This is a genomic window from Brevibacterium antiquum (genome assembly GCF_016107655.1).
Taxonomy (GTDB): domain Bacteria; phylum Actinomycetota; class Actinomycetes; order Actinomycetales; family Brevibacteriaceae; genus Brevibacterium; species Brevibacterium antiquum.
Window position 1 is genome coordinate 245053 of sequence record NZ_JABASX010000007.1, and the last position, 21432, is coordinate 266484.

22 protein-coding genes are annotated in these 21432 nt (G+C 63.2%); 10 read left to right on the forward strand and 12 right to left on the reverse strand.

Annotated elements, in window-relative coordinates; translation table 11 throughout:
* From JFC13_RS13545 to JFC13_RS13560, 4 genes are read right to left on the reverse strand one after another with little or no spacing between them, the layout of a single operon-like run.
* Positions 1 to 690 (reverse strand): N-acetylmannosamine-6-phosphate 2-epimerase, encoded by a 690-nt coding sequence (locus JFC13_RS13545; protein WP_198397596.1) that lies wholly within the window; start codon positions 688 to 690, stop codon positions 1 to 3.
* A complete protein-coding gene (locus tag JFC13_RS13550; protein ID WP_332839415.1) occupies positions 690 to 1658 on the reverse strand; it encodes an ROK family protein in 969 nt (322 codons plus the stop codon). The genes JFC13_RS13545 and JFC13_RS13550 overlap by 1 nt, the downstream gene beginning before the upstream one ends.
* Positions 1655 to 2572: a dihydrodipicolinate synthase family protein gene (locus tag JFC13_RS13555; protein ID WP_198397597.1), complete on the reverse strand. Its 918-nt coding sequence runs from the start codon at positions 2570 to 2572 to the stop codon at positions 1655 to 1657. The genes JFC13_RS13550 and JFC13_RS13555 overlap by 4 nt, the downstream gene beginning before the upstream one ends.
* The gene (locus JFC13_RS13560) at positions 2565 to 4157 is read right to left on the reverse strand and encodes a sodium:solute symporter (RefSeq protein ID WP_198397598.1); all 1593 of its coding nucleotides are present in this window, start codon (positions 4155 to 4157) and stop codon (positions 2565 to 2567) included. The genes JFC13_RS13555 and JFC13_RS13560 overlap by 8 nt, the downstream gene beginning before the upstream one ends.
* 218 nt (positions 4158 to 4375) lie before the next feature.
* Between JFC13_RS13560 and JFC13_RS19920 the strand changes: the two genes are divergently transcribed.
* The 4 genes from JFC13_RS19920 (at position 4376) to JFC13_RS13580 (ending at position 8527) form a co-directional block, all read left to right on the forward strand.
* Positions 4376 to 5959, forward strand: coding sequence for a DUF4041 domain-containing protein (locus JFC13_RS19920; protein ID WP_408610770.1), 1584 nt, complete (start codon positions 4376 to 4378; stop codon positions 5957 to 5959).
* A gap of 70 nt (positions 5960 to 6029) precedes the next feature.
* On the forward strand, positions 6030 to 7109 hold the full coding sequence (locus JFC13_RS13570; RefSeq protein WP_198397600.1) for a glycosyltransferase family 2 protein: 1080 nt from the start codon (positions 6030 to 6032) through the stop codon (positions 7107 to 7109).
* The gene (locus JFC13_RS13575; RefSeq protein WP_198397601.1) at positions 7106 to 8032 is read left to right on the forward strand and encodes a hypothetical protein; all 927 of its coding nucleotides are present in this window, start codon (positions 7106 to 7108) and stop codon (positions 8030 to 8032) included. The genes JFC13_RS13570 and JFC13_RS13575 overlap by 4 nt, the downstream gene beginning before the upstream one ends.
* A 33-nt stretch (positions 8033 to 8065) precedes the next feature.
* The gene (locus tag JFC13_RS13580) at positions 8066 to 8527 is read left to right on the forward strand and encodes a DUF3151 domain-containing protein (protein WP_198397602.1); all 462 of its coding nucleotides are present in this window, start codon (positions 8066 to 8068) and stop codon (positions 8525 to 8527) included.
* A 58-nt stretch (positions 8528 to 8585) separates the two neighbouring features.
* On the opposite strand, the gene JFC13_RS13585 is transcribed toward JFC13_RS13580, so the two are convergent.
* The 5 genes from JFC13_RS13585 to JFC13_RS13605 form a co-directional block, all read right to left on the reverse strand.
* Entirely contained in the window at positions 8586 to 9464 is an 879-nt protein-coding gene (locus JFC13_RS13585) for a polyphosphate polymerase domain-containing protein (RefSeq protein WP_198397603.1), read from the reverse strand.
* A complete protein-coding gene (locus tag JFC13_RS13590; protein ID WP_198397604.1) occupies positions 9461 to 10090 on the reverse strand; it encodes a DUF4956 domain-containing protein in 630 nt (209 codons plus the stop codon). The genes JFC13_RS13585 and JFC13_RS13590 overlap by 4 nt, the downstream gene beginning before the upstream one ends.
* A gap of 111 nt (positions 10091 to 10201) precedes the next feature.
* On the reverse strand, positions 10202 to 10867 hold the full coding sequence (locus JFC13_RS13595; protein ID WP_198397605.1) for a response regulator transcription factor: 666 nt from the start codon (positions 10865 to 10867) through the stop codon (positions 10202 to 10204).
* Positions 10864 to 12264: a sensor histidine kinase gene (locus JFC13_RS19925; RefSeq protein ID WP_198397606.1), complete on the reverse strand. Its 1401-nt coding sequence runs from the start codon at positions 12262 to 12264 to the stop codon at positions 10864 to 10866. Before JFC13_RS19925 ends, JFC13_RS13595 begins: the two co-directional genes overlap by 4 nt.
* Before the next feature lie 38 nt (positions 12265 to 12302).
* Positions 12303 to 12755: a hypothetical protein gene (locus JFC13_RS13605; protein WP_198397607.1), complete on the reverse strand. Its 453-nt coding sequence runs from the start codon at positions 12753 to 12755 to the stop codon at positions 12303 to 12305.
* 9 nt (positions 12756 to 12764) lie between these two features.
* Between JFC13_RS13605 and JFC13_RS20040 the strand changes: the two genes are divergently transcribed.
* On the forward strand, positions 12765 to 13127 hold the full coding sequence (locus JFC13_RS20040; RefSeq protein WP_408610771.1) for an oxidoreductase: 363 nt from the start codon (positions 12765 to 12767) through the stop codon (positions 13125 to 13127).
* Here the strand turns inward: JFC13_RS20040 and crcB are convergent.
* Both crcB and JFC13_RS13620 read right to left on the reverse strand, forming a co-directional pair.
* The gene (crcB, locus tag JFC13_RS13615; protein WP_198397608.1) at positions 13098 to 13475 is read right to left on the reverse strand and encodes a fluoride efflux transporter CrcB; all 378 of its coding nucleotides are present in this window, start codon (positions 13473 to 13475) and stop codon (positions 13098 to 13100) included. The two genes, JFC13_RS20040 and crcB, sit on opposite strands and share 30 nt — an antisense overlap.
* Positions 13472 to 13951 carry a fluoride efflux transporter FluC gene (locus JFC13_RS13620; protein ID WP_198397609.1) on the reverse strand — a complete coding sequence of 160 codons (480 nt, stop codon included), beginning with the start codon at positions 13949 to 13951 and terminating at the stop codon, positions 13472 to 13474. Before JFC13_RS13620 ends, crcB begins: the two co-directional genes overlap by 4 nt.
* Before the next feature lie 235 nt (positions 13952 to 14186).
* Between JFC13_RS13620 and glsA the strand changes: the two genes are divergently transcribed.
* The 5 genes from glsA (at position 14187) to JFC13_RS13645 (ending at position 19791) form a co-directional block, all read left to right on the forward strand.
* Entirely contained in the window at positions 14187 to 16001 is a 1815-nt protein-coding gene (gene glsA, locus JFC13_RS13625; RefSeq protein WP_198397610.1) for a glutaminase A, read from the forward strand.
* 130 nt (positions 16002 to 16131) lie between these two features.
* The gene (locus JFC13_RS13630; protein ID WP_198397611.1) at positions 16132 to 16776 is read left to right on the forward strand and encodes an ABC transporter permease; all 645 of its coding nucleotides are present in this window, start codon (positions 16132 to 16134) and stop codon (positions 16774 to 16776) included.
* Positions 16773 to 18005, forward strand: coding sequence for an ABC transporter ATP-binding protein (locus JFC13_RS13635; RefSeq protein WP_198397612.1), 1233 nt, complete (start codon positions 16773 to 16775; stop codon positions 18003 to 18005). The genes JFC13_RS13630 and JFC13_RS13635 overlap by 4 nt, the downstream gene beginning before the upstream one ends.
* Positions 18002 to 18796, forward strand: a complete 795-nt coding sequence (locus JFC13_RS13640; protein ID WP_198397613.1) for an ABC transporter permease — start codon at positions 18002 to 18004, stop codon at positions 18794 to 18796. Before JFC13_RS13635 ends, JFC13_RS13640 begins: the two co-directional genes overlap by 4 nt.
* A 59-nt stretch (positions 18797 to 18855) precedes the next feature.
* Positions 18856 to 19791: an ABC transporter substrate-binding protein gene (locus tag JFC13_RS13645; protein WP_198397614.1), complete on the forward strand. Its 936-nt coding sequence runs from the start codon at positions 18856 to 18858 to the stop codon at positions 19789 to 19791.
* 29 nt (positions 19792 to 19820) lie between these two features.
* Here JFC13_RS13645 and JFC13_RS13650 read toward each other — a convergent pair whose 3' ends face one another.
* Positions 19821 to 21344: an asparagine synthase-related protein gene (locus tag JFC13_RS13650; RefSeq protein ID WP_198397615.1), complete on the reverse strand. Its 1524-nt coding sequence runs from the start codon at positions 21342 to 21344 to the stop codon at positions 19821 to 19823.
* Positions 21345 to 21432 lie beyond the last annotated feature (88 nt).

A 21432-nucleotide genomic window follows, 5' to 3' on the forward strand; every position in this document is an offset into this window, starting at 1 on the left:
TCAGCGAGGCTCGCAGGCGTCGACGAACCAGGACGTGATCGTCGTCGGGTGGGTGATCGCTGTGCCCACGACCACAGCCTCGGCGCCGGCGGTCAAGGTCGCTGCTGCATCGGCCGGTGAATGGATGCGGCCTTCGGCCACAAGCATCGGTCCCAGCTCCGCGTCCCGGATCTCGGCAAGGAGTTCGAGGTCGGGTCCCGTGGTCTTCGGGCGCTCGCCTGAGTAGCCGGCCAGGGTGGTGCCGATGAGATCTGCACCGGCTTCGGCTGCACCGCGTGCATCCTCGAAACTGCCGCAATCGGCCATGACCAGGGAGTTCGTCTCCGTATGCAGGCGGGCGATGGTCTGCGCCAAGGTCAATCCGTCCGGGCGTTGGCGGCGAGTGCCGTCAAGGGCGACCACATGAGCCCCGGCCAGGGCCACGGCGTGGGCGTGCTGATAGGTCGGTGTGATGACGACGTCGGAGGAACCGTCCTTCCACAGACCGATGATAGGAGTCTCGACAGCAGAGCATGTGGCCTGGATGTCGCTGATGCCCTGGATGCGCACGGCGGCCGCACCGCCGCGCACAGCGGAGGCCGCAACCTGAGCCATGGTACGAGGATCCCGCATGGGCTCGCCCGGGTAGGCCTGGGCCGAGACGATGAGACCTCCGCGCAGGGTATCGAGGATCTCCTGCTTAGTGAACATCACTGAGGCTCCTTGCTGGTCAGCGTCCTGGTCATCTCGTCTGACCACAGGCTCGCGGCGCCGATGAGGGCGGCGTCTTGTCCCAATTGTGCCTGCCGCAGGGCAAGACCGCTGACAGCGGGGATGAGTTCGCGGTCGAACGCCTGGCGCAAAGGCCTCCACCACAGCTCGCCGCTGCCGGCAAGGCCGCCGCCGATGACGATCACGTCGGGAGAGAGCACATTGGCCAATCCGCCCAGAACCGAGCCGAGTGCCGCTCCGGCCTGCGCAAATACCTCATTGGCGATGACATCCCCGGAGTGTGCGACCTCGGTCAGTTCACGGGTCGAGGACACCTCCGCGCTGCCGCCATTTTGTCGATAAGCGCCGAGCACGGCCGGGCCCGAGGCGATCGCCTCCACATGCCCTTCACTCCCGCAGGGGCAGGGCAGCCCCTGGGCTGCGGCGACGGGAAGGTGACCGATGTGTCCTGCCGCAGAGTTCCGGCCGGTGAGCAGACGGCCCCCGGTGATGAAGCCACCGCCGATGCCCGTGCCCGCGGCGACGAGCAGCGAGCTGCGGCTTCCTCTGGCCGCCCCCGCGCAGGATTCGCCGAGCGCATGAGCGTGCACATCGTTGACGACTCGCGTCTCGAGACCGAGGCGATCGTTGAGCCCAGCGCTCACCTGGGTCCCGGCCCAACCAACGAGGGAATCGGTGGCGGAGACGACGGTCCCGGACTCCGGGTCGATGACTCCCGCAGACCCAATCCCGACCCTCCAACGGTGAACCATCCCGGCACCGAGCGACTCCTCGGTGTCGCGGATGACTCCGCGGACCACCTCGGCGATGGAGTCCAGAATTGCCGAACTCCCCGCACGGGCAGGCGTCGGCACCTGAAGGAGGTGATCGAGGACGCCATCGATGACACAGCCGGCACGGATCTTCGTGCCTCCGACATCGACGGCGACGATGGCAGCTGAGGTCACAGAAGCCCCTCGGCGGAGATGACCTCCCTGACGCGGTTGGTCTCCTCTGCATCGAGTGCGAGCATCGGCTCGGCCATGCGGTTGGAGCCGATGACACCCATGAGCTGCAGGGCCGTCTTGAAGGCGCCGAGGCCTGCGGCACCGGGGGAGACGCGTCCGGGAGTGGGGGCGGCGGTGATCTGGAACAGTCGTGCCAGGCGATCCTGTTCGTCTACGACGGCGGCCCAGTCGCCGGCACGGGCGGCGTCGTAGAGGCGAACGTATCCGGCCGGGTCCACATTGCCCAGTCCCGGAACGATTCCGGCGGCGCCGCCGAGCAGCGCACCGTCGGCGACCACCTCGTGGCCGGTGAAGACCGCGAAGTCGGGCTGGTCCTTGGTCTCGATGAGCAGGCGACGGAAGGACACGTCATCGGCCGAGGAGTCCTTGACTCCGGCGAGGACGCCCTCTTTGGCGAGTCGGACCGTGACCTCGTGCGGCAGCTTCGTGTGGGTTCGCACAGGGACGTCGTAGGCGAAGACCGGAACATCGAGGTGTTCGGCGACCGTGCGGAAGTGCTGTTCGATCTCGGCCGCATCGGAGAGTGCGTAGAAGGGGGTGGTGACGACGGCGGCGTCACCACCGATCGACAGCAGGCGCTTCGCCTCGTCGAGGACTCGGCCCGTCGTCTGTTCACTGATCCCGACCAGAACTGGGGTCCGCCCCTTGGCGGCCTCGATGGCCGTGCTCAGCACTTGGTCGCGTTCGCTCGACGTGAGATAGGGGACCTCACCCGAGGAGCCGAGCGCGAAGATGCCGTGCACTCCGCCCTCGATGAGGTGGTCGACGAGGGAGGCGGTGCCCTCGCGGTCCAGCTCTCCGCGCTCGGTGCGCGGGGTCAGGAGTGGAGGGATGATGCCGTGGAACTCATTCATGTTCGTGTCCTTGCTTGGTGGTGCTGCTTGCCCCCGCCGAGGCTGTCGCCGGGGAGGATGGGATGCGACGTGTGTACTGGTCACGTTTGCCGTAGATCGTCAGTGCGGTCACGTCGTGGTCGGTGTGTGGCTGCCGGGATCCGGTGAACAGGGAGATGACATACCCGAAGACGACGGCGCCGATGAAGGCGACGGCCGAGACGGCGAAGGGTGTCAGACCCGCGACGTCCTGGACGTACCAGGCGACGGCGGCGCCAAGGATGAGGCCGCTGAGGACTCCGGCGCTGTTGGCACGTTTGGTGAAGATGCCGAGCGCGAAGACACCGGCGAGGGGGACCCCGAAGAGTCCGGTGATGGACAGGAAGAGGTCCCAGGTCTGGGCCTGGTCCGTGGCCGACAGGTAGAGGGCGACTCCGACCGAGAGTGCTCCGACGATGACGATGACGAGTCGGGAGAAGCCGACACCGGTGCGGGCAATACCGCTCTTGGGTGGGAAGAACCGATCCCTGATGTCGACGGTGACGCAGGCAGAGATCGAATTCAGGCTCGAGGAGATCGTCGACTGGGCGGCCGCGAAGATCGCGGCGATCAGCAGACCCGAGATACCCGCCGGAAGTGCGGTGACGGCGAAGTAGGGCACCAGGGCCGAGGTGTTGAATCCCTCGGGGAGAGCCTCGGCATGTTGGTAATAGCTGTAGAGGACTGTGCCGATTCCGTAGAACAGAGGAATCGTCAGGAGGGCGAGGAATCCGTTGACGATGAGGGATCGGATCGTGCTCTTGGGAGAGTCGGTCGTCTGGTAGCGCTGTACCACGTCCTGGCTGGCGGTGTATTGGTGGAGATTGTTGAAGACGGAGCCGAGGAAGACGATCGGGATGGCCGCTGCCGCGCCGCCGAACTTCCAGTTGTCGGCCGAGATGAACTTGTCATCCGCGGCCGCGTCGGCGGCCACCGTGGCCAGCCCCCCGTCGAGCGCGGCGATGCCGAAGACGAGGATCACGGCGGCGCCGACGAGGAGGATGATGCCCTGGACCACATCTGACCAGATGACGCCTTCGATGCCGCCGAGGAAGGTGTAGACCACGGACAGAACGCCGACCGCGGCGGCGACGACCACAGGGCTGATATCGGTGACCGAGCTGATGGCCAGTGTGGGCAGATAGATGACGATGGCCACACGTCCGATGTGGAAGAGCACGAACAGGAGTGATCCGAGGATGCGGATGGTGGGCCCGAAGCGCTCTTCTAGGTATTCGTAGGCGGTGGTGACGTCGAGCTTGCGGAAGAAGGGGATGTAGAACAGGACGAGCAGAGGCACGATCGCGAAGATGGCGATGTTGCCCGCAGCATAGGACCAGTCCGTGAGGAAGGACTGTTCAGGCGTGGACATGTAGGTGATGGCCGACAGGGTTGTGGCATAGATGCTGAAGCCTGCCGCCCACGCCGGAATGCGGCCGTTGGCCTTGAAGAAGGAATCGGTTCCGGCGCTCGCCCTACGGGTGAACCAGACCCCGATTCCCAGCGTGGCCAGCAGATAGATGATGATCACGGCCCAATTCAGGCCGCCGAGTCCCGGAGCGTCCATGCTCCCTCCTCCACAATAAGACCGAACGGGAGTGCGTCAGTGCCAAATCCCGACTTATACATAAGACGTATGATGTCCTACGTTGGAAATATACGGGAGTGTGTCTTGTCGCACAAGCTGTAGGCGCGATTCGCCTGACGGGCCATCGTTTCGGAAAGCGCGTCCTTCCCATTCGTCAAGAGGTCGGGGCGAACCTGATCTTGTGCTTAGATGTCTACATGAGTAGTGCTCCTCCTCCCGGTTGGTATGTCGACCCGGGAAACAACACCCTGGTCAGATGGTTCGATGGCGTGCGTTGGACACCTCACGCGCAGCCACGGCAGCCTCAGCAGCCCCCACGCTTGCAGCAGCCACTTCAGCCAACGAGCACTCAACCGCCCCCGGACGTGGGTCAATCTGGACCGACCGAAGATACGCCTCGTCAAGAACAGGCGCAGTCCCAACCCGTGCGCAGCAACGCAGCGGAAGTCACGAGCGAAAAGATCGGACTCTTCAACGGCAAACGACGTGCTCGGGAACTGCAAGAAGAGCTCGATGAGCTGAACCATTGGATTCGCCAAAACAACATAGACGGAGCCGTGAGCGCTCAGCAGGTCGAGAAGGAGACGATCGAGCGAACTGAGGAGATCGAGCAGTCACATCAGAGAGAGCTGACGGCGATCAGATCTGAACTGGAAGTCGCGCAGAGATCGCTCGAAACCACGCGAGGGCTCATATCCGATGAGCAGAAACAGCTCGTCGATATCCGAGCTGAAGCAGAAGTTCAGGATTTCGGATTGTTTGATTTCGAGCATCCGGCTGAGAGCTCCGTCCAGATTTCTGCGGACCTGGACCAAGTTCGTACCCGCTACAAGAGCATGGTTCGGTCGAATTCGGCGACTACGGTGACCAGCGGTTTCACCTTCAACAATTCGAAGAGTCAGGGGAGCCGCTTTCTCAAGAACATGTCGAAGCTCCTACTTCGTGCGTATAACGCCGAAGCGGAGAATGCGGTGAAGTCGGCAAAGGCCGGAAATCTTGAGTCGTGTACGAAGCGCCTGTCGAAGGCTCGCGAACAGGTCGAGCGCAATGGTCAGATGATCGACCTGCATATCGTGGAGGAATACCACCGATTGAGGCTGTCGGAAATTGAACTGGCCAACCGACATCTGCAAGTCAAAGCCCGGGAGAAAGAGCTTGAGCGAGAGCGTCGCACGCAACTCAGGGAAGAGAAAAAAGCGGAAGCTGAGTTCAAGGCCAAACGTGCTGATTTGCTGAAAGAGCAGATGCACTACCAGAACCTCGCCGATGCAATGCGCGATCGAGGCGACTCTGAAGGCCTGGAGCGTGCACTCTCCCAGCTGCAGGATGTTGAGCATTCAATCGCCGACGTAGATTACCGTGCCGCAAATACAAGGGCCGGGTACGTTTATGTCATTTCGAATGTCGGTTCATTTGGGAAAAACGTGGTCAAGATCGGCATGACCCGGCGTCTGGACCCAATGGACCGAGTGCGTGAACTAGGCGACGCATCAGTCCCTTTTACGTTCGACGTTCACGCGCTCTTCTTCTCGAGCGATGCAGTTGGCATCGAGACGATGCTTCATCAGACGTTTTCGTCTGAGCGGATCAACCGAATCAATCTTCGGCGTGAGTACTTCGCAGTCACACCTGAACAAGTGTTATCGGCACTGCAAAATCAGAAGGTCGAAGTCGTGGAATACACCCTCGATGCTCCTGCCGAACAATATCGGCAAAGCATTGTTATCAGGGACAAGCAGACAGAGCCGTCCGAAGACGCATCCGACTCAAGCGGACTCTAAAGACGAGAGGGAACCAATCCTGATTGGACCCTTGAAGCTGAGAGACAGGCGATATGACAAGATTGAAGGCGTGTCGAAAATTCTTGAGATCCTGACCCCGGAGGGTCTGCCGCCGTTGGCCGAACGCCCTGGTGTCTCCTTCATCATGCCGGTGCTCAACGAGGCCGAGCACATCGCCAAAGCGATCACCACGATCCTGGCCCAGGACTACGAGGGAGACAAGGAAATCGTCCTTGCCCTCGGGCCCTCGACCGACGACACGAACCGGATCATCGCGGACATGGCGGCGAACGATCCACGGATCCAGACCGTCGACAATCCGCAGGCGGCTACGCCGATCGGCCTCAACCTGGCCATCGCCGCGACTCATCACCCGGTGATCATCCGCGTGGACGCACACTCCGGGCTGCGCACCGACTATACGAAGCAGGCCATCGACACCCTGCGTCAGACCAAGGCCGCGAACTGCGGCGGGCTCATGCTCGCCCGCGGTCGGACTTCCTTCCAGAAGGCTGTCGCCCGGGCCTACATGTCTCCGGTCGGACTCGGCGGCCCCTCCTACCATTCCGGTGACGAAGCGGGCGAGGCCGAGTCGGCCTACCTCGGCGTCTACCGACGTGAGGTATTCGACCACCTCGGCGGATTCGATGAAGGCATCAAACGCGGACAGGACTGGGAACTCAACCTGCGTATCCGCACCGCAGGCGGGCGCATCTGGTTCAACCCGGAAATGGAGGTCACCTACTGGCCACGTGACTCCTGGTCGAAGATCGCCCAGCAGTTCTGGGCCACCGGCATCTGGCGTGCTGAACTCATCCGTCGCTACGGATCGGCCAACTCGCTGCGCTACTTCGCGCCACCGGTGCTCGTCCTCGGGATGGGCGCCAGCGTCATCGAAGCCCTCCTGCAGCTCACGGGGCGGACGAAGGCATGGCCGAAATTCCTGCGCCGCTTCACCTCTCTGGTCCACGTCCCCAGCCTGGGATACGTGTCGGCAATCCTCGCGACCGCCTCGGCGGCCAAGGACTGTGGACGACGCGAACGCGCCTGGTTCGGCCTCATCCTGCCCACCATGCACCTGTGCTGGGGTGCCGGTTTCCTGCGGGGACTGGTCACCGGGGCCGGATCGACGAAGGACGGCAGTCGTTGAGCAAGAAGAATCGTCGGTACGGTCGCAGCGAACATGAACAGAACACTCGCGCACAGGCACGCAGCGAACAGCCTGCCGACGAGCCGTTCGAGACCGGACGCGCTCCGGTGCCCGAGCGTCCGGCGCCGAAGAGTTTCAACGCACCGCTGTGGGCCGGCATCATCGTCGTCATCGCAGTCGTCGCTGTCCTCGGGTTCAACATGTTCAGCAGCAAGGATCGCCTGACCGTGGACTCGCTCAACAAGCCCGCGGTCGCCGCCCTCGACGGCGGTTCCGAAGTGTACCCGGCGAACTCCAAATTCGCCTTCACCGAGAATGCGAAGTTCGGTTACCTGCCCGCACCGACCCTGTCGGAACTGGGCGATGGCACCATCGTCGCCGCGGATCCGAAGTCCGCGCCCAAGGCGATGGAGCTCAAGGACGACCTGGCCTCGCTGGATCGTGATTCGTTCCTGAGTCAGGACATCAAGCCGCCGCGCAAGAACACCTCACCGGGCGAACCCATCACCTGGGACCAGATGGTCGATGAGATGGCCGGAGACACCGTGCTCATGCCCGCCGTCGATTCGCCCGAGATCGCAGGCCCGGTGCTGAAGAAGATCGCCGAGGCGGACATCGCCGATTCGACGATCGTGCGCACCGATGATGCCGAGGTCGCCAAGGCCGCATCCGACGCCGAGGTGGCTGTGATGTTCACCGGTGACTATTCCTCAAGTTCGCCCGAGGACTTGGAGAAGTCGGGTTACAGCATGGTTGCCGTCGAACCTGATGCGGTGAGCACCTGGACCGAGTCGAATCTCAAGGTCTGGGGCACCGGAGTCAAGGACGAGAAGCAGCTGAAGGAACTCGCCGACGCTGGGATCTACGGAGCCCTGAGCACCAACCCGTATTCCATCCAGCCCTCAGAAGTGAAGTCCAACTGAAACCCTGCACCAGACCAATGATCAGGAGATGACATGACACAGCCCATCGGCAACCCATCGCACATCGGGAACCTCGACGCCTCTCAGCTGGGCCCCCAGCCAACCTACCTGCCCGACGACCACGCCGACGTCGAAGCGAAGAAGCGCCTCGACGCCGGTGAGGAGCCCATCGACATCGTCGCCGGACTGCCGGCCTCCTCACTGGCCTGGGCGATCCTTGCCGACGAGGCCCACGGCGAGGGTCGCCTCGTCGACTCCTACGCCTACGCTCGCGTCGGCTACCACCGTGGACTCGATTCCCTGCGTGCCGCCGGCTGGCGCGGTTCCGGTCCGATCCCGTGGAAGCACGAGATCAACCGCGGATTCCTCCGCGCGCTCAATGCCCTCGGCCGTGCCGCCGGTGCGATCGGTGAAGGCGAAGAGGCTGCTCGTATCGAAGAGTTCCTGCGATCGTCCGACCCGGCTGCCATCGATGCGATTGCGGCAGGGGAGTAGGGACTCTTCCGCTGCAGCTCAGAGTCGGGGCCACAGGCGATCGCCTGTGGCCCCGAACTCATGTGAAATAGCGTTTGATCGTCTGTTTCCAAGGGTTGCTCGGCAGCTCCGGGTAGAGCAGTGAGGCGGCCACGCAGTATTTGCTGACCTTATGCGGTCGGATGCCGTGCTGTTTGAGCAGGGCGTCCCAGATCCCGCCCCCGCCTGCCGACTTGGTTTCGACGAGGACGTCATCTGGACCGTCGTGAGCCTCGGAGCCGTTGATCGCCCGGATGTTGAGGTCACAGGTCAGCCGCTGATGGTCGTGACACAGAGTGATCCGGTCGTAGATGGTCTCGAGCACCGGCGCCAGACTGTCGGCAGAGACCTGTCGGTGCGAGTCGCCGCCGATGATCGAATCGATGAACCCGACGTCGGTCTCCGACAGCGATCCGGGGGTGTCGAGGGGATGAGGAATCCTTTCCTTCACTGTCTGGCCCCGGTAGCCCTTCGACTTGACCTCGAGGTGGCAAGTGCCTGTCTCCACATAGGTTCTGGTCCGCACCTTGTACCGGTGGCGACGTTCCTGGACGTGGTCGCGGAAGAACCGGAACTCCGGTGAGTCGAAGTAGACGGTCCGGTACTCGAACCGTCTCTTGGCCCCGATCTCCAACACGCTGAAGTCATCCTCGGTGGCCTGCAGCAGTTCGACGAACAGCGCCCGAGGAAGAAAGTACTTCCGATCGACACGCGTCATCAGACGCGCCTGGACATTGAGCTCTTCCAGGGAGATCGGGTCCATGCGCAGCAGCTGAGCATCGAGATCATCCGAAACTTCGAGAACATCGGAGACATCGAGGTGACCGAGGGTATCTGGTGTGCTCGAGTCGATGAAATCCACGCGGGATGCGGGCATCCCCGGAATCACCTCGGCGGTGGAGGCATTGGCCGTCTTCATTGCAGCTCCACCGAATGCTCGCGGCGCGCGCCGGCCGCACTCTGAGGCGTCAGAGGCGAATGAGGGGCCTGTGACCTACGGTGCGGCTTGGTCTTGTAGCGCACATCGACCAGCGTGGTATCACGCACCAAGTCGATGTCGAGGACCTCGACCCTGACGGTGTCGGCGCTGAACATGGCCTTCAAGTGCTCGATGAGCTCGTCCTGGTCGGTGATCGCCCGGTCTACGGTCAGAGTGTGACGGTGAGTCGAGGATGCCACCATGGGACTGTCGAGCACGGCGATGGCGACCAGGACCAGGGCAGAGAGCGTCGGCGTCAGCCAGGCCGGGTCGGGATGCAGACCGGCCAGAAGGCCGAGCGCGAGAGCCGTGAAGTAGTAGGCGATCTCCTGCTGGGTGATCTGATCCGAGCGAAGGCGGATGATCGAGAGGATGCCGAAGAGCCCCATGCCCAGTCCGACGCCGACCTCGACCGAACCGAGTGCCAGTGTCACCGCCACGACACCTATATTCAGCGCCACATAGGACAGCAGCAGATCGCGGCGACGATGCCGACGGAAGTACAGGACGTAGGCCAGGATGACTATGGCGACCAGGTCAGTGGCCAATGCGAGAACAAGCGACATTTTTCCTCCTTGATGACGTTCATTCCCAAGAATGTCGCGCCCGCGTAAGACAACCATGAGGTGAAGATGAGAACTCCCTCATCTTTACCTGAGCCGAGGTTTCATGAGGTCTCAGCTGTCGATGCGCAGCCGATATCCCGCACCGCGAATGGTCTCGATGGTGTTATGGCCGAGCTTCTCCCGCAGGTACCTCACGTAGACGTCGACGACGTTCGAGCCCGGATCGAAGTCGAGGCCCCACACCCGGCTGAGCAGTTGGGCGCGACTGAGCACCTGATCGGGGTGGTGGAGGAAGGTTTCGAGCAGTGTGAATTCGCGAGAGCTGAGCTCGACCACGCGCTCACCGATCAGGGCCCTTCGGGTGTGGATGTCGAGGGCGAGGTCGCCGGCCCTGAGCACACTCGGGTTCTGCGGTCCCGAGGGCCGCAGCCGAAGGCGGACGCGAGCCAGCAGCTCGTCGAAGGAGAAGGGCTTGCTCATGTAGTCATCGGCGCCTCCGGACAATCCGGCGACAGTGTCCTCGGTCGATTCCCGGGCGGTGAGGATGACGACCGGGAGGTCGAGACCCTCGCCGCGGATCAGTCGCAGCACGCTGAATCCGTCCAGACCGGGCAGGCCCAGGTCGAGGATGACGAGGTCGAAGAGTCCGGTGCGCACGAGTTCGACCGCGGCGTATCCGTCGTCGGCGATCTCGGTTGCGTAACCTTCGGCGTTCAGCCCCTTCTCCACGAACGATGCGATGCGTTCTTCGTCTTCGACGATGAGAATGCGGGTCACCTCTCCTCCTCTTCCGGGTGGCGCCATGGCAGTTCCACGACGAAGGTTGATCCTTCGCCTTCCACCGAGCTGACTGAGACCGTACCATCGTGGGCCTTGGCGATGCGGTCGACGATCGTCAGTCCCAGACCGGTTCCGACTCTGCCGTGTTTGGTCCTCTTGCTGCGGGCGAAGCGTTCGAAGATGCGCTCCAGGTCCTCTTCGGCCACGCCGGTGCCTGTGTCACGGACCCACAGCTCAATGGCGTCCTCGGTCGTGCGGCCGCCGAAGGCGATGGTGTCGTCGACGTCCGTATGGTCGATGCTGTTGGCCGCCAACTGCAGCAGTGCCTGAGTCAGTCGCTGCTCGTCGACGACGCCGAATGCCTCCGGGGTGGCGTCGATGATCCAGTGGCGGGTCCCCAAGGCGGTGGCCTTGGAGAAACTCTCGAACACCAGATCGGTGAGGTCCGTCGTCGCGGGTACGAGGAAGTCCGGGCGTTCGCTGCCGGCCAGCATGATGAGTTCGTCGACGAGCCGGGACATGCGTCGCAGCTCATCGCCGGCGAGGTCGAGAGTGTGTTCGCGGTCCTGGGGATCATCGCCCATGACGTCGAGGTGGCCTCGGACGACCGTGATCGGGGTGCGCAGTTCGTGCCCGGCATCGTCGAGGAACTGGCGCTGGCCGTCGAACCCGGATTCGAGTCGGTCGAGCATCCGATTGAAGGTCACGCCGAGGTGGGCGACATCGTCATTGCCCGTGACCTCGATCCTTCTGCTGAGATCCTCTTCGCCGATGCGCGAGGCCGTTTCGCTCAGCTGCCTGATCGGCGAGAGCACCCGTCCGGCGACCAGCCAGCCGAAGAAGCCCGCCATGATCAGGGCGATGACGGCGATGATCGTCATCGTCCAGATCGTCGCCCACGCCTCGTCGTATTCGGGGGTGAGGTATTCGACGATGACCAACTGCCCCGCCTGCGAGCTGCCCTCCAGTTGGACGGGGACGACCGCATAGGTCACCGGGCCGGCAGGCGTGGAGCGATCGGCGAATTCGGGGGTCGTCACCTCGGCGGCCTGAGCCACGAAATCGGCATCCTGGTCGAGGCGGAAGGGTGGGGTGTCGACACTTCGCTGGTCCTCCTTCCCGTCGATGATGCTGAAGAAGGTCTCCGAATGTTCGGGCAGGTTGTTCTGCAGATGGCTGGTCATCAACGCCTCGACAGAGCTGTAGGGCTTGCCGTCAGCCGGGTTCGGAATGCTCGCGAAATCGCGGAACTTCTCCGTTTCGTGCTGCAGCTCAGCGTGTGCCTGGAGCTTGACCCGGGAGAGCTCTGCGCGAGCGGTGGTGAGGACGATGATGGACACGGCAATGGTGAGGATGAGCAGAATCCACCCCAGTATTCGTGTTCGAGCGGTCACTCCACGGCCAACCTCAGACATTCACATCCCCGAGCAGCTCAGTCGTCATCGTCGTCATCATCCAAGTCGTCGTCATCGCTGTCGTCGTCGTGGTCATCGTCGTCGTCGCTGTCGTCGTCGCTGTCATCGTCATCGTCGCCGGCGGTCCTGGGTGGCCCGGGCTTGATCCGATCGGCACCGTGGGAGTCGCTCGACGCATCCCGAGCCTTCGAAGACGAGTGACTGCCATCGCTGCCGCCCGGGCTCTTGGCCGTTCCGGCGGTATCGGCCGAATCCGATGGCTGTGGGGACGGGCGTTGAGAAGTGTCGAGGGTCGGCTCGTCACTGGGCGCAGATGGCGCAGAGGGTGTGTCGGCAGCTGTCGGGGAGGGAACGACGACAGGAGGGCCCAGCTGAGTGTCGTCGTCGGCCAGCGTCTTGCCGGCACCGACCCACCCCAGAGCACCGAGGAGGATGACCCCGACTGCAAGCAACCATCCGTAGCGTCCCATGTGTCCAGTATGGCCGAGGTCGCGGCGAGGTTGGTGCCCGACGCGATGAGAACGCTCTCAGCATTCGACGGCTCAGACGGCTCAGACGGACCAGCGGGCCCGGCCGGCCCAGCGGAGTCAGCGGGCTCACACGGCTCAGCAAGGTCAGAGAGCGGAGAGCTTGGCCGACCCGCCCTCGATGTCCACGGCGCCCATGGGCACCTGCTCCACGAATTCCTCTCACCGCTGAGCAACACCCGCACCGACTCCTACGGAGGAACCGCGGAGAACCGGGCCCGTCTCCTACTCGAGGTCGTGCAAGTTGTCCAGGCGGTGGGTCAGGCAGGTGGAGCAGGCTGCCGGTCAGGCAAGCCCGCCGATCCGCAGCCCTAACCCTGCTGCCGCAGTCGCCGTCACCAGCGTGCCGAGGGCATTGACCAGGCTGGTGGCCCACTTGCGCTCCTGGACGAGGCGAATGGTCTCGAAGCTCGCGGTGGAGAACGTCGTGTATCCGCCGAGGAATCCGGTGCCGATGATCAGCTGCCACGCCTCGGACAGAATCTGAGAGCCGACCAACCCGGTGAGCAGGCCGAGCCCGAGTGAGCCGCTGACGTTGATGGCAATTGTGCCCCACGGCATGACGCCGCTCATGCGTGACGTGATGAAGCCGTCGAGGAGCATGCGCGCCGAGGCGCCTAAGCCTCCGGCCAGAGCGAGTGCGATGAAGACCAGGGCAGTCATAGCGAATCACCGCTCTGGGGTGCATCGACAGTTCGCCGCGTCACCGTCGCATGGTGCATTCCATGCAGTGCGATCGCCGCGGCGATGCCCGCCCACGTGGCAATGCCGCCGACGAGAACAGTACCCAGCCCATAGCCGATCCCGACACGTCCCTCGCCGAGGAGGCTCGCCGTGTCCGTGGCCAGTGCACTGTAGGTGGTGAACCCACCCGTGAATCCGGTGCCGATCAGGATCCGCAATCGACGTCTGCGCCCCTCGTCGGGCCCCATCCGAGCCAGTGCATCAAGCAGCACTCCGAGCAGGAAGGCGCCGAGGACGTTGACGGCGAAGATCGCCCACGGAATGCCGCTTGTCGACGGAAAGGCCAGCGTGATCGCCTCACGCGCGGCGGTGCCGAGGGTGCCGCCGATGAGTGCCAGTCCCAAATAGGGCAGACGCAGATGGACGGGGCTGTCGCCGCTGGGGGCCTTGCTCATGGGAACTCCTACCTTCTGGGCATGCTGACGCCGGTCGAGGTAGGGACTGTTGTCGGAGAACCGAGGTTGGGAACGGCGAGCCCCACCGCCGTGACACCTGAGGCATCGCTGTCATTGTGCCACAGTCTGCATGGCGCTCGACAGCATTCGATACCGGTTGCGCAGTGTTCGACATCAGCTTCACAGCTTCATTCCATCGGACTGACCGGTTGCTCGCTGGCTTAGAGTTGGGTGCATGGAATCCCCGATCCAGCAGTATCTGGAGGAGCTGCTCAACGAGGTCAGCGGCAACCTCATGGGCACGCCCTATCCGATCCATCCCGCGGGAGGTGCGCCGGACCCGCAGGACTTCGGCATCTGCCTGGCCACTGTCGACGGGCATGTGTACTCGGTTGGCGCCTCAGACAAGGCCTTCTCGATCCAATCGATCTCCAAGCCGTTCAGCTATGGTCTGGCGATGGCCGACCACGGAATCGACGCGGTCGATGAGAAGGTCGACGTCGAGCCCTCCGGGGACCCGTTCAACGAGATCTCGCTGGCGCCGGGGACAGGTCGGCCCGCGAACGCGATGATCAATGCCGGAGCACTGGCGGTGGTATCTATGATCAAAGGCAGCGGTGGAAAGTCCGCCCCGCGGCGCATTATGGACCTCTATTCCACATGTGCGGGTCGCCGACTCTCCGGCAGCAAAGCGGTCTTCGACGTTGAGATGCGCAACAGCGACCGCAACCATTCGCTGGCCTACCTGCTGAGCTCGTTCGGGATCATCGACGACAACCCGACGCGGGCACTGGAGAACTATCTGCGTCAGTGCTCGGCCCAAGTCACCTGCCGGGATCTCGCAATGATGGCGGCGACTCTGGCCAATGGCGGGACCAACCCGAGCACCGGTGAGACTGCACTCGTGATCGAACAGGTCGAGCGAGTGCTGTCGGTGATGATGACCTCGGGAATGTACGACGATGCCGGTTCTTGGGTCAGCAGTGTGGGCATGCCGGCGAAATCGGGAGTCGGCGGTGGAACGCTCGCTGTTCTTCCGGGGCAGGCGGGACTGGCCGTCTTCTCACCACCGCTCGACGAGCACGGCAGCAGCGTGCGTGGATCCGAGACGTGCCGCAGGTTCTCCACCGACATGGAGATGCACTTCGTGCGTGCCGCTACCGGCGGCAACTCGACGGTGAGGCGCGGAGTGGGAATCACCCAGCTGCCCTCGCGGATCCGTCGCACCGAGGAGCAGGCCGAGATACTCGAGCACTTCAATGAGAGGTGCCAGATCATCGAGGTCACTGGAGACCTGGCCTTCGCCGGCACCGAATCACTGGTCCGTGCCGTCAGCGATCTGGACGACGAGGTGACACTCGTAGTTCTCGATATGCAGCAGGTCAACGAGTGCAGCACTCTGGCCGTGCAGATGCTCGAGACCCTTGAACGTCGACTGACCGCCGACAACCGTCAGCTGGTGCTGATCGAGCGCCAAGGTCTCCTCGACAACACGCAGCTGTCCGCCGAACCCGGAGTGCCGATCTTCCTGAGTCGAGGTGGCGCGGTGGAATACTGCGAGACTCGGCTGCTTGCCGCCTTGGGCACTGACATCGGCGAGCCGAACAGAGTGCAGGCCCCGGACAGTCCCGCGCTCGCCCCACTGGATGAGGAGCAGCGGGCCCGGTTGGTCAGTTATATGGAACCACGGACTCACGATGACGGTGACGTCATCCGCCGCGTCGGACAGCGATTCGGAGGCGTCCACTTCATCGTCTCCGGGCAGGTCAACACCATCGCAGCCGACCCCCAGGGTGACCGGGTCCGGCTGAATACGCTGAGTGCTGGTATGACCTTCGGCGAACTGGCTCTGGGCAGCGATGATCGACAGGAGACTACCGAGAAGGCCGTCGGTGCCGTCGAACTCATGGTGCTCACCCCCGAAGCGATCGAAGAGCTTGAGGCCGACGATCCGCAGCTGGCCCTGCTGCTGTGGCGAGCGCTCACACGCGATGCGTATCTGCTGGTGGACCGCTATCTGCGCGAGACCGCCGTGCGCCTGAACTACTGACACGGTCACAGCAGGAGCGGGGACAAGCCTGGGAGTTATGTTGAACTCCGCTGGGAAGTTCGTCAACTACACTGGAACTTTGCAAAGCTGTGTGAATCGCGAGACACATCGTCGATGAGGAAGGTGGCCCATGGGGTTCTTGGAATTCCTCGTCAAGCGTGCCGACGACATGCTCGAGCTCGGAATCGCCCATGCCGTGGTCGTCGGTGCAGCGGTGATCATCGCCACCGTTCTCGGTGTGGCCCTCGGTGTACTGACATATCGGCATGAGCGGGCCCGCGATCTGACCCTGGCACTGACCGGTTCGTTCCTCACCATCCCGTCGTTCGCGCTCTTCATTCTGCTGCTGAGCCCACTCGGGCTGGGGTGGCGGCCTGTCCTCCTGGCGCTTGTCCTCTACGGGCTGCTGCCCGTGGTGCGCAATACCATCACCGGATTGCGCGGAGTCGACCCCGCGATCATCGAATCGGCCAAAGGCATGGGGCTCAACCGCCGCCAACGTCTGCTGCGCATCGAGCTGCCACTGGCCTGGCCGGTCATCATCACCGGAGTCCGGGTGACCACACTGGTACTGCTCGGCATCGCCGCCATCGGTGCGATCGTCAATGGTCCCGGGTACGGTGAGCTGATCTTCACCGGTCTGGCTCGAGTCGGAACGCCGGTCGCGGTCAATCTGGTGCTGTCCGGAGCCGTCGGTGTGATGATCCTGGCGGTTCTGTTCGATCTCATCTTCTACGCCGTTCAAAGACTGACCACTTCGCGAGGTATCCGATGACCCAGACCACGAACTCCACTCCATCCGTATCGGGCTCAGATCCCAGCGTCATGATCCGTCTCGAGGGGCTGACCAAGCGTTTCCCGGGGCAGAAGGTCAATGCCGTCGACGAACTCACGATGGACATCCACGAAGGTGAGATCGTCGTCCTCGTCGGCCCGTCCGGCTGCGGCAAGACCACCACGATGAAGATGATCAACCGGATCATCGAACCTTCGTCGGGCCGAATCATCCTCAAGGGTCAGGACGTCACGACGACCAACGCTGATGACCTGCGTCGGCGAATAGGCTATGTCATCCAGCAGGTCGGCCTGTTTCCGCACATGACTATCGGTCAGAACATCGCCACCGTTCCCAGACTGATCGGTTGGAGTGCTGAACGCGTCCGCAATCGTGTCGACGAGCTGATGACGATGGTGAACATGGACCCGGATGAGTACCGCGACCGCTATCCCAAACAGCTCTCCGGTGGGCAGCAACAGCGCATCGGCGTTGCTCGTGCACTCGGCGGAGATCCGTCCGTGATGCTGATGGACGAGCCTTTCGGTGCGATTGACCCGATCACCCGCGACCGGTTGCAGAACGAGTTCCTGCGCCTGCAGTCCGAAGTCCGCAAGACGATCGTGTTCGTCACCCACGACATCGATGAGGCGATCAAGATGGGAGATCGGATCGCGATTCTGCAGGAAGGATCTCGGATCGCCCAGTACGATACCCCGGAGCAGATCCTCACAGCACCGGCGAACGACTTCGTCAAGGACTTCATCGGCTCCGGCGCCTCGCTGAAGCGGCTCAACCTCTCCCGGGTCAGCGAGATCGAACTCAGCACCTGGCCGACAGTGACAAACGAGGACTCCCACGAGCGGGCCCACGAACTGCTCGCTGCGTCCGACCACAGCGCCGTTCTCGTCCTCGACGATGAGGGCCGACCCGTGCGGTGGGCCGGGGCGGACGATCTCCGCAGAGGCTCAGGGAAACGACTCGACCAGGTCGGCTCTGTGCCGCAGGCCGTGATCGAACCGCGAGCCACTCTCAGCGACGCCCTCAATGAACTGGTCACCGCCCGGTACGCCGTGACGGTGGTCGTGGATGAACGCGGTCGTTACCAGGGTGTGGTCGACATCGACCAGATCAATGAGACGATCCGCTCCATGCGGAGCTCTGCCGTCGCCGAGGCGCGCACCGAGTTCGCATCGGAGGGTGCCGATCCAGCACAGGGATCATCATGAGCGCCCCGTCGTCTGAGCCTCGGACCGATTCCGGAGTGGTCGCTCAGACCCCGTCGGCCGCCCATCGCCGGACCCTGATGGGCTATCTCACCGTCCCGGTGATCCTCGGCCTCGTCTGCCTCGGCCTGTTCATCTACGTGCAGAGCCGGGACCTCGACTCGATCGAGCAGCGTTCCCTCAATGTCGGTTCCATCACCGAGGCGCTGCAGGAGCATATCGTGCTCACCGCGGTGTCCACGCTCGTCACGCTGATCATCGCCGTGCCGCTGGGCGTGCTGCTGACACGACCACTGACCCGACGGGTCCGCCCATTCATCATCGGTGTGCTGACGATCCTGCAGGCCGTTCCCACCATCGCCATCCTGGTGCTGCTGGCTGTGGCCTTCCTCTTCCTCGGGTTCCAGGCCGCCATCGTCGGTCTCGTGCTCTATGCGATCATCCCGGTGCTGCTCAACACCATGGTCGGCCTCGAACAGGTCGACGCGAATGTGTTGGAAGCCGGGCGCGGGATGGGGCTGTCGAAGATGCAGGTGCTGCGTCGACTCGAGCTGCCTCTGGCGGTGCCGGTCATCTTGGCCGGCGTGCGCACAGCGCTGGTGATCAACGTCGGCACAGCCACACTGGTGACCTATATCAACGCTGGTGGCTTAGGCGACATCATCGTCGCCGGACTGTCCACCAACCGCGTTCTCGTGCAGATCGTCGGTGCTGCTCTCACCGCTGTGCTCGCGCTGCTCATCGACTACATCGCCGGCATCGCGGAAGATTTCCTGCGTCCCAAAGGCTTATGAGGAAGCGACGACTTGCTCTGCGGCGATATTCGAAGAAGATCATCTAGAGAGGGAAACTCATGTCCAGGAAATCGATACTCAGCACCCTGATCGGCGCGACCGCCGTAGCCACACTGATGCTCAGCGGTTGCGGTGACAGTGGGGGAGAGAGTCCCAACGCAGGGCTTCTCGACGGAGCCGAGCTCACCGCGGGCTCGAAGGAATTCACCGAATCCGTGGTCCTTTCGCAGATCACCTCGAAGGCACTCGAAGACGCCGGTGCCTCGATCGAGGACCAGACCGGCATCTCCGGCAGCGCCACGGTGCGAGAGGCGCTGGAGAGTGATGAGGTCGACTTCTACTGGGACTACACCGGCACCGGCTGGGTGAACATCCTGGGGCACACGACGAAGGATGCGCCCAAGGACCTGTTCAAGGCCGTCTCCGAGGCCGATGCGAAGAACGGCATTGCCTGGTTGGAACCGGCACCGTTCGAGAACACCTATCGGATCGCGGTCAAGAACGACTTCGCAGAGAAGAACGGGCTGAAGACGATGTCCGATGCTGCGAAGTTCATCGGCGCCCATAAGGATCAGGCGAAGGTGTGCGCGGCCAGCGAGTTCATCAACCGTGACGACGGCCTGCCCGGGCTTGAGAAGGCCTATGGGTTCGAGTTCGCTGATGTCGTGGAACTGGACCTCAACCTCGTCTACCCACAGGTAGGGGAGAAGTGCCAGTTCGGTGAGGTGTTCTCCACCGATGCCCGGATCAAAGCCAACGATATGACCGTGCTTGAGGATGACAAGGACTTCTTCGTCCAGTATCAGGGTGCGATGACCCTGCGCCAGGAGACTCTGGACGAATATCCGGAGATCGCGAAGATCATGGCCCCGATCTCGAAGAAACTGACCAACGAAGTCGTCATGGAGCTCAACGGCCGCGTCGACACCGAAGGCGAGATGCCCGAAGACGTTGCTCAGGAATGGCTTGAAGACCAGGAACTCATCGGCGGCTGACCGCTGTCTCCCTGCTGCCCTCTGTCGCCTCAGGCGTCGACGAACCGGCCGACCGTCGCCTGAGCATTGACTCCTTGCAGTGAGGCAGTGAACATGCGGTAGTAGACGAGTTCCTCAAGGGTGCGCAGCGGAGGGTTCAGGGCACCGGCTTCCGCGGCGAGCTCCTGAGATGTCACCGTGGACTCGTAGTGCTCACGCAGCACGTCGTTCATGCCGGTGCCCTCGCCGAACTGCTCTTTGCGTCTCCACAGCACCTCATCGGGCAGCCAACCGTCGAAGGCACGACGCAGCAGCCATTTGGCTGGTCTGTCTTCGGTGACCAGTTTCCACTCCGGTGCCAGAGCCATCGCCAGCTCGACCACGTCGAGGTCGAGGAACGGGAGTCGAGGCTCAACGCCGAGTGCGCCTGCCACCCGGTCGACCCGCTGCAGTCCGCCGATGTGCATCCCTTTGAGTGTCTCGAGCAGTTCGGCGTGGAGCTCCTCACCGACCTCGTGACGACCGTAGTGCGTGTACCCGGCGAAGAGCTCGTCCGCTCCCTCGCCGACCAGCACGATCTTGACATGTCGTGCCGCCAGCCGGGAGACGAAGTAGTTGGGCACGGCGGAGTGGACGAGCGTCGGGTCGAAGGACTCGAGGCTGGCGATCACCTCGGGCACCACCTCGATGGCATCCTCAGCGGTGTAGACGAGCTCACGATGATCGGTGCCGCAGTGTTCGGCCACCAGTTGGGCCGCGTGCAGATCGCCGCTGTCGGCAAGACCAACGGCGAAAGTCTTGAGTCTGCGACCGGCCTCGGCGCTGCGGCGAGCGGCGATTGCTGTGACGATGCTCGAATCGACACCACCGGAGAGCAGCACGCCGACTGATTGTCGACTAGCCAGGGAGCGTTCGACCGCGCGGATGAAGGTTTCACGGATGGCATCGAAGATCCATTCCGGCGGCTCTTCGTCAGGTGCGCGACTTTGCAGCAGAACGGGCGAGGTGCCGGGGAACTCACGGGTGGCCTCGAGGCCGCCCTCCGGTGTCCAGACATGCCCGGGAGGGAAGGGTTCCACGTGAGGCCGCAGACTCTTGTCGAAGGCCTTGAGCTCCGAGGCGAAGACGACTGTGCCACCGTCCTTCACCCAGTACAGAGGCGAGAGCCCCAGCACATCGCGGCCGACAGCGAATCGGCCGTCGGAACTGGCGATGGCCAGCGCGAATGGGCCCCACAGCCGCTGGAATGCGGCGGGCCCGTTGTCTTCGAAGAGGACGATGGCGGCCTCGAGGTCGGATTCGGTGCAGAAGCGCTGCGCCCCCACCTCGGCGCGGATACGACGATGGTTGTGGATCATGCCGTCCCCGACCAGCCAGATGTCGCGATTCGCACCGCCCGACAGCGGCTGGTCCCCGGACTGCGGGTCGACGATCGACAGGTAGCGGCTGCCCAGCCACGCCTCGTCCAGCTTCTTGTGCCCCGAACCGTGTGGTCCGCGATGGATGAGCCTCTCCACCATGCGCGAACCCATCTTCGCGTCGAATGGGCCGTGAGCCGCAACCAAACCTGACATGACTGTCCTCCCGTTGGGCTTTCAGTCTAAGTCCATTGGTGACGAGCGGTTGACGGTGACCTCATCGCCGTTGACGCTGACCTCTTCG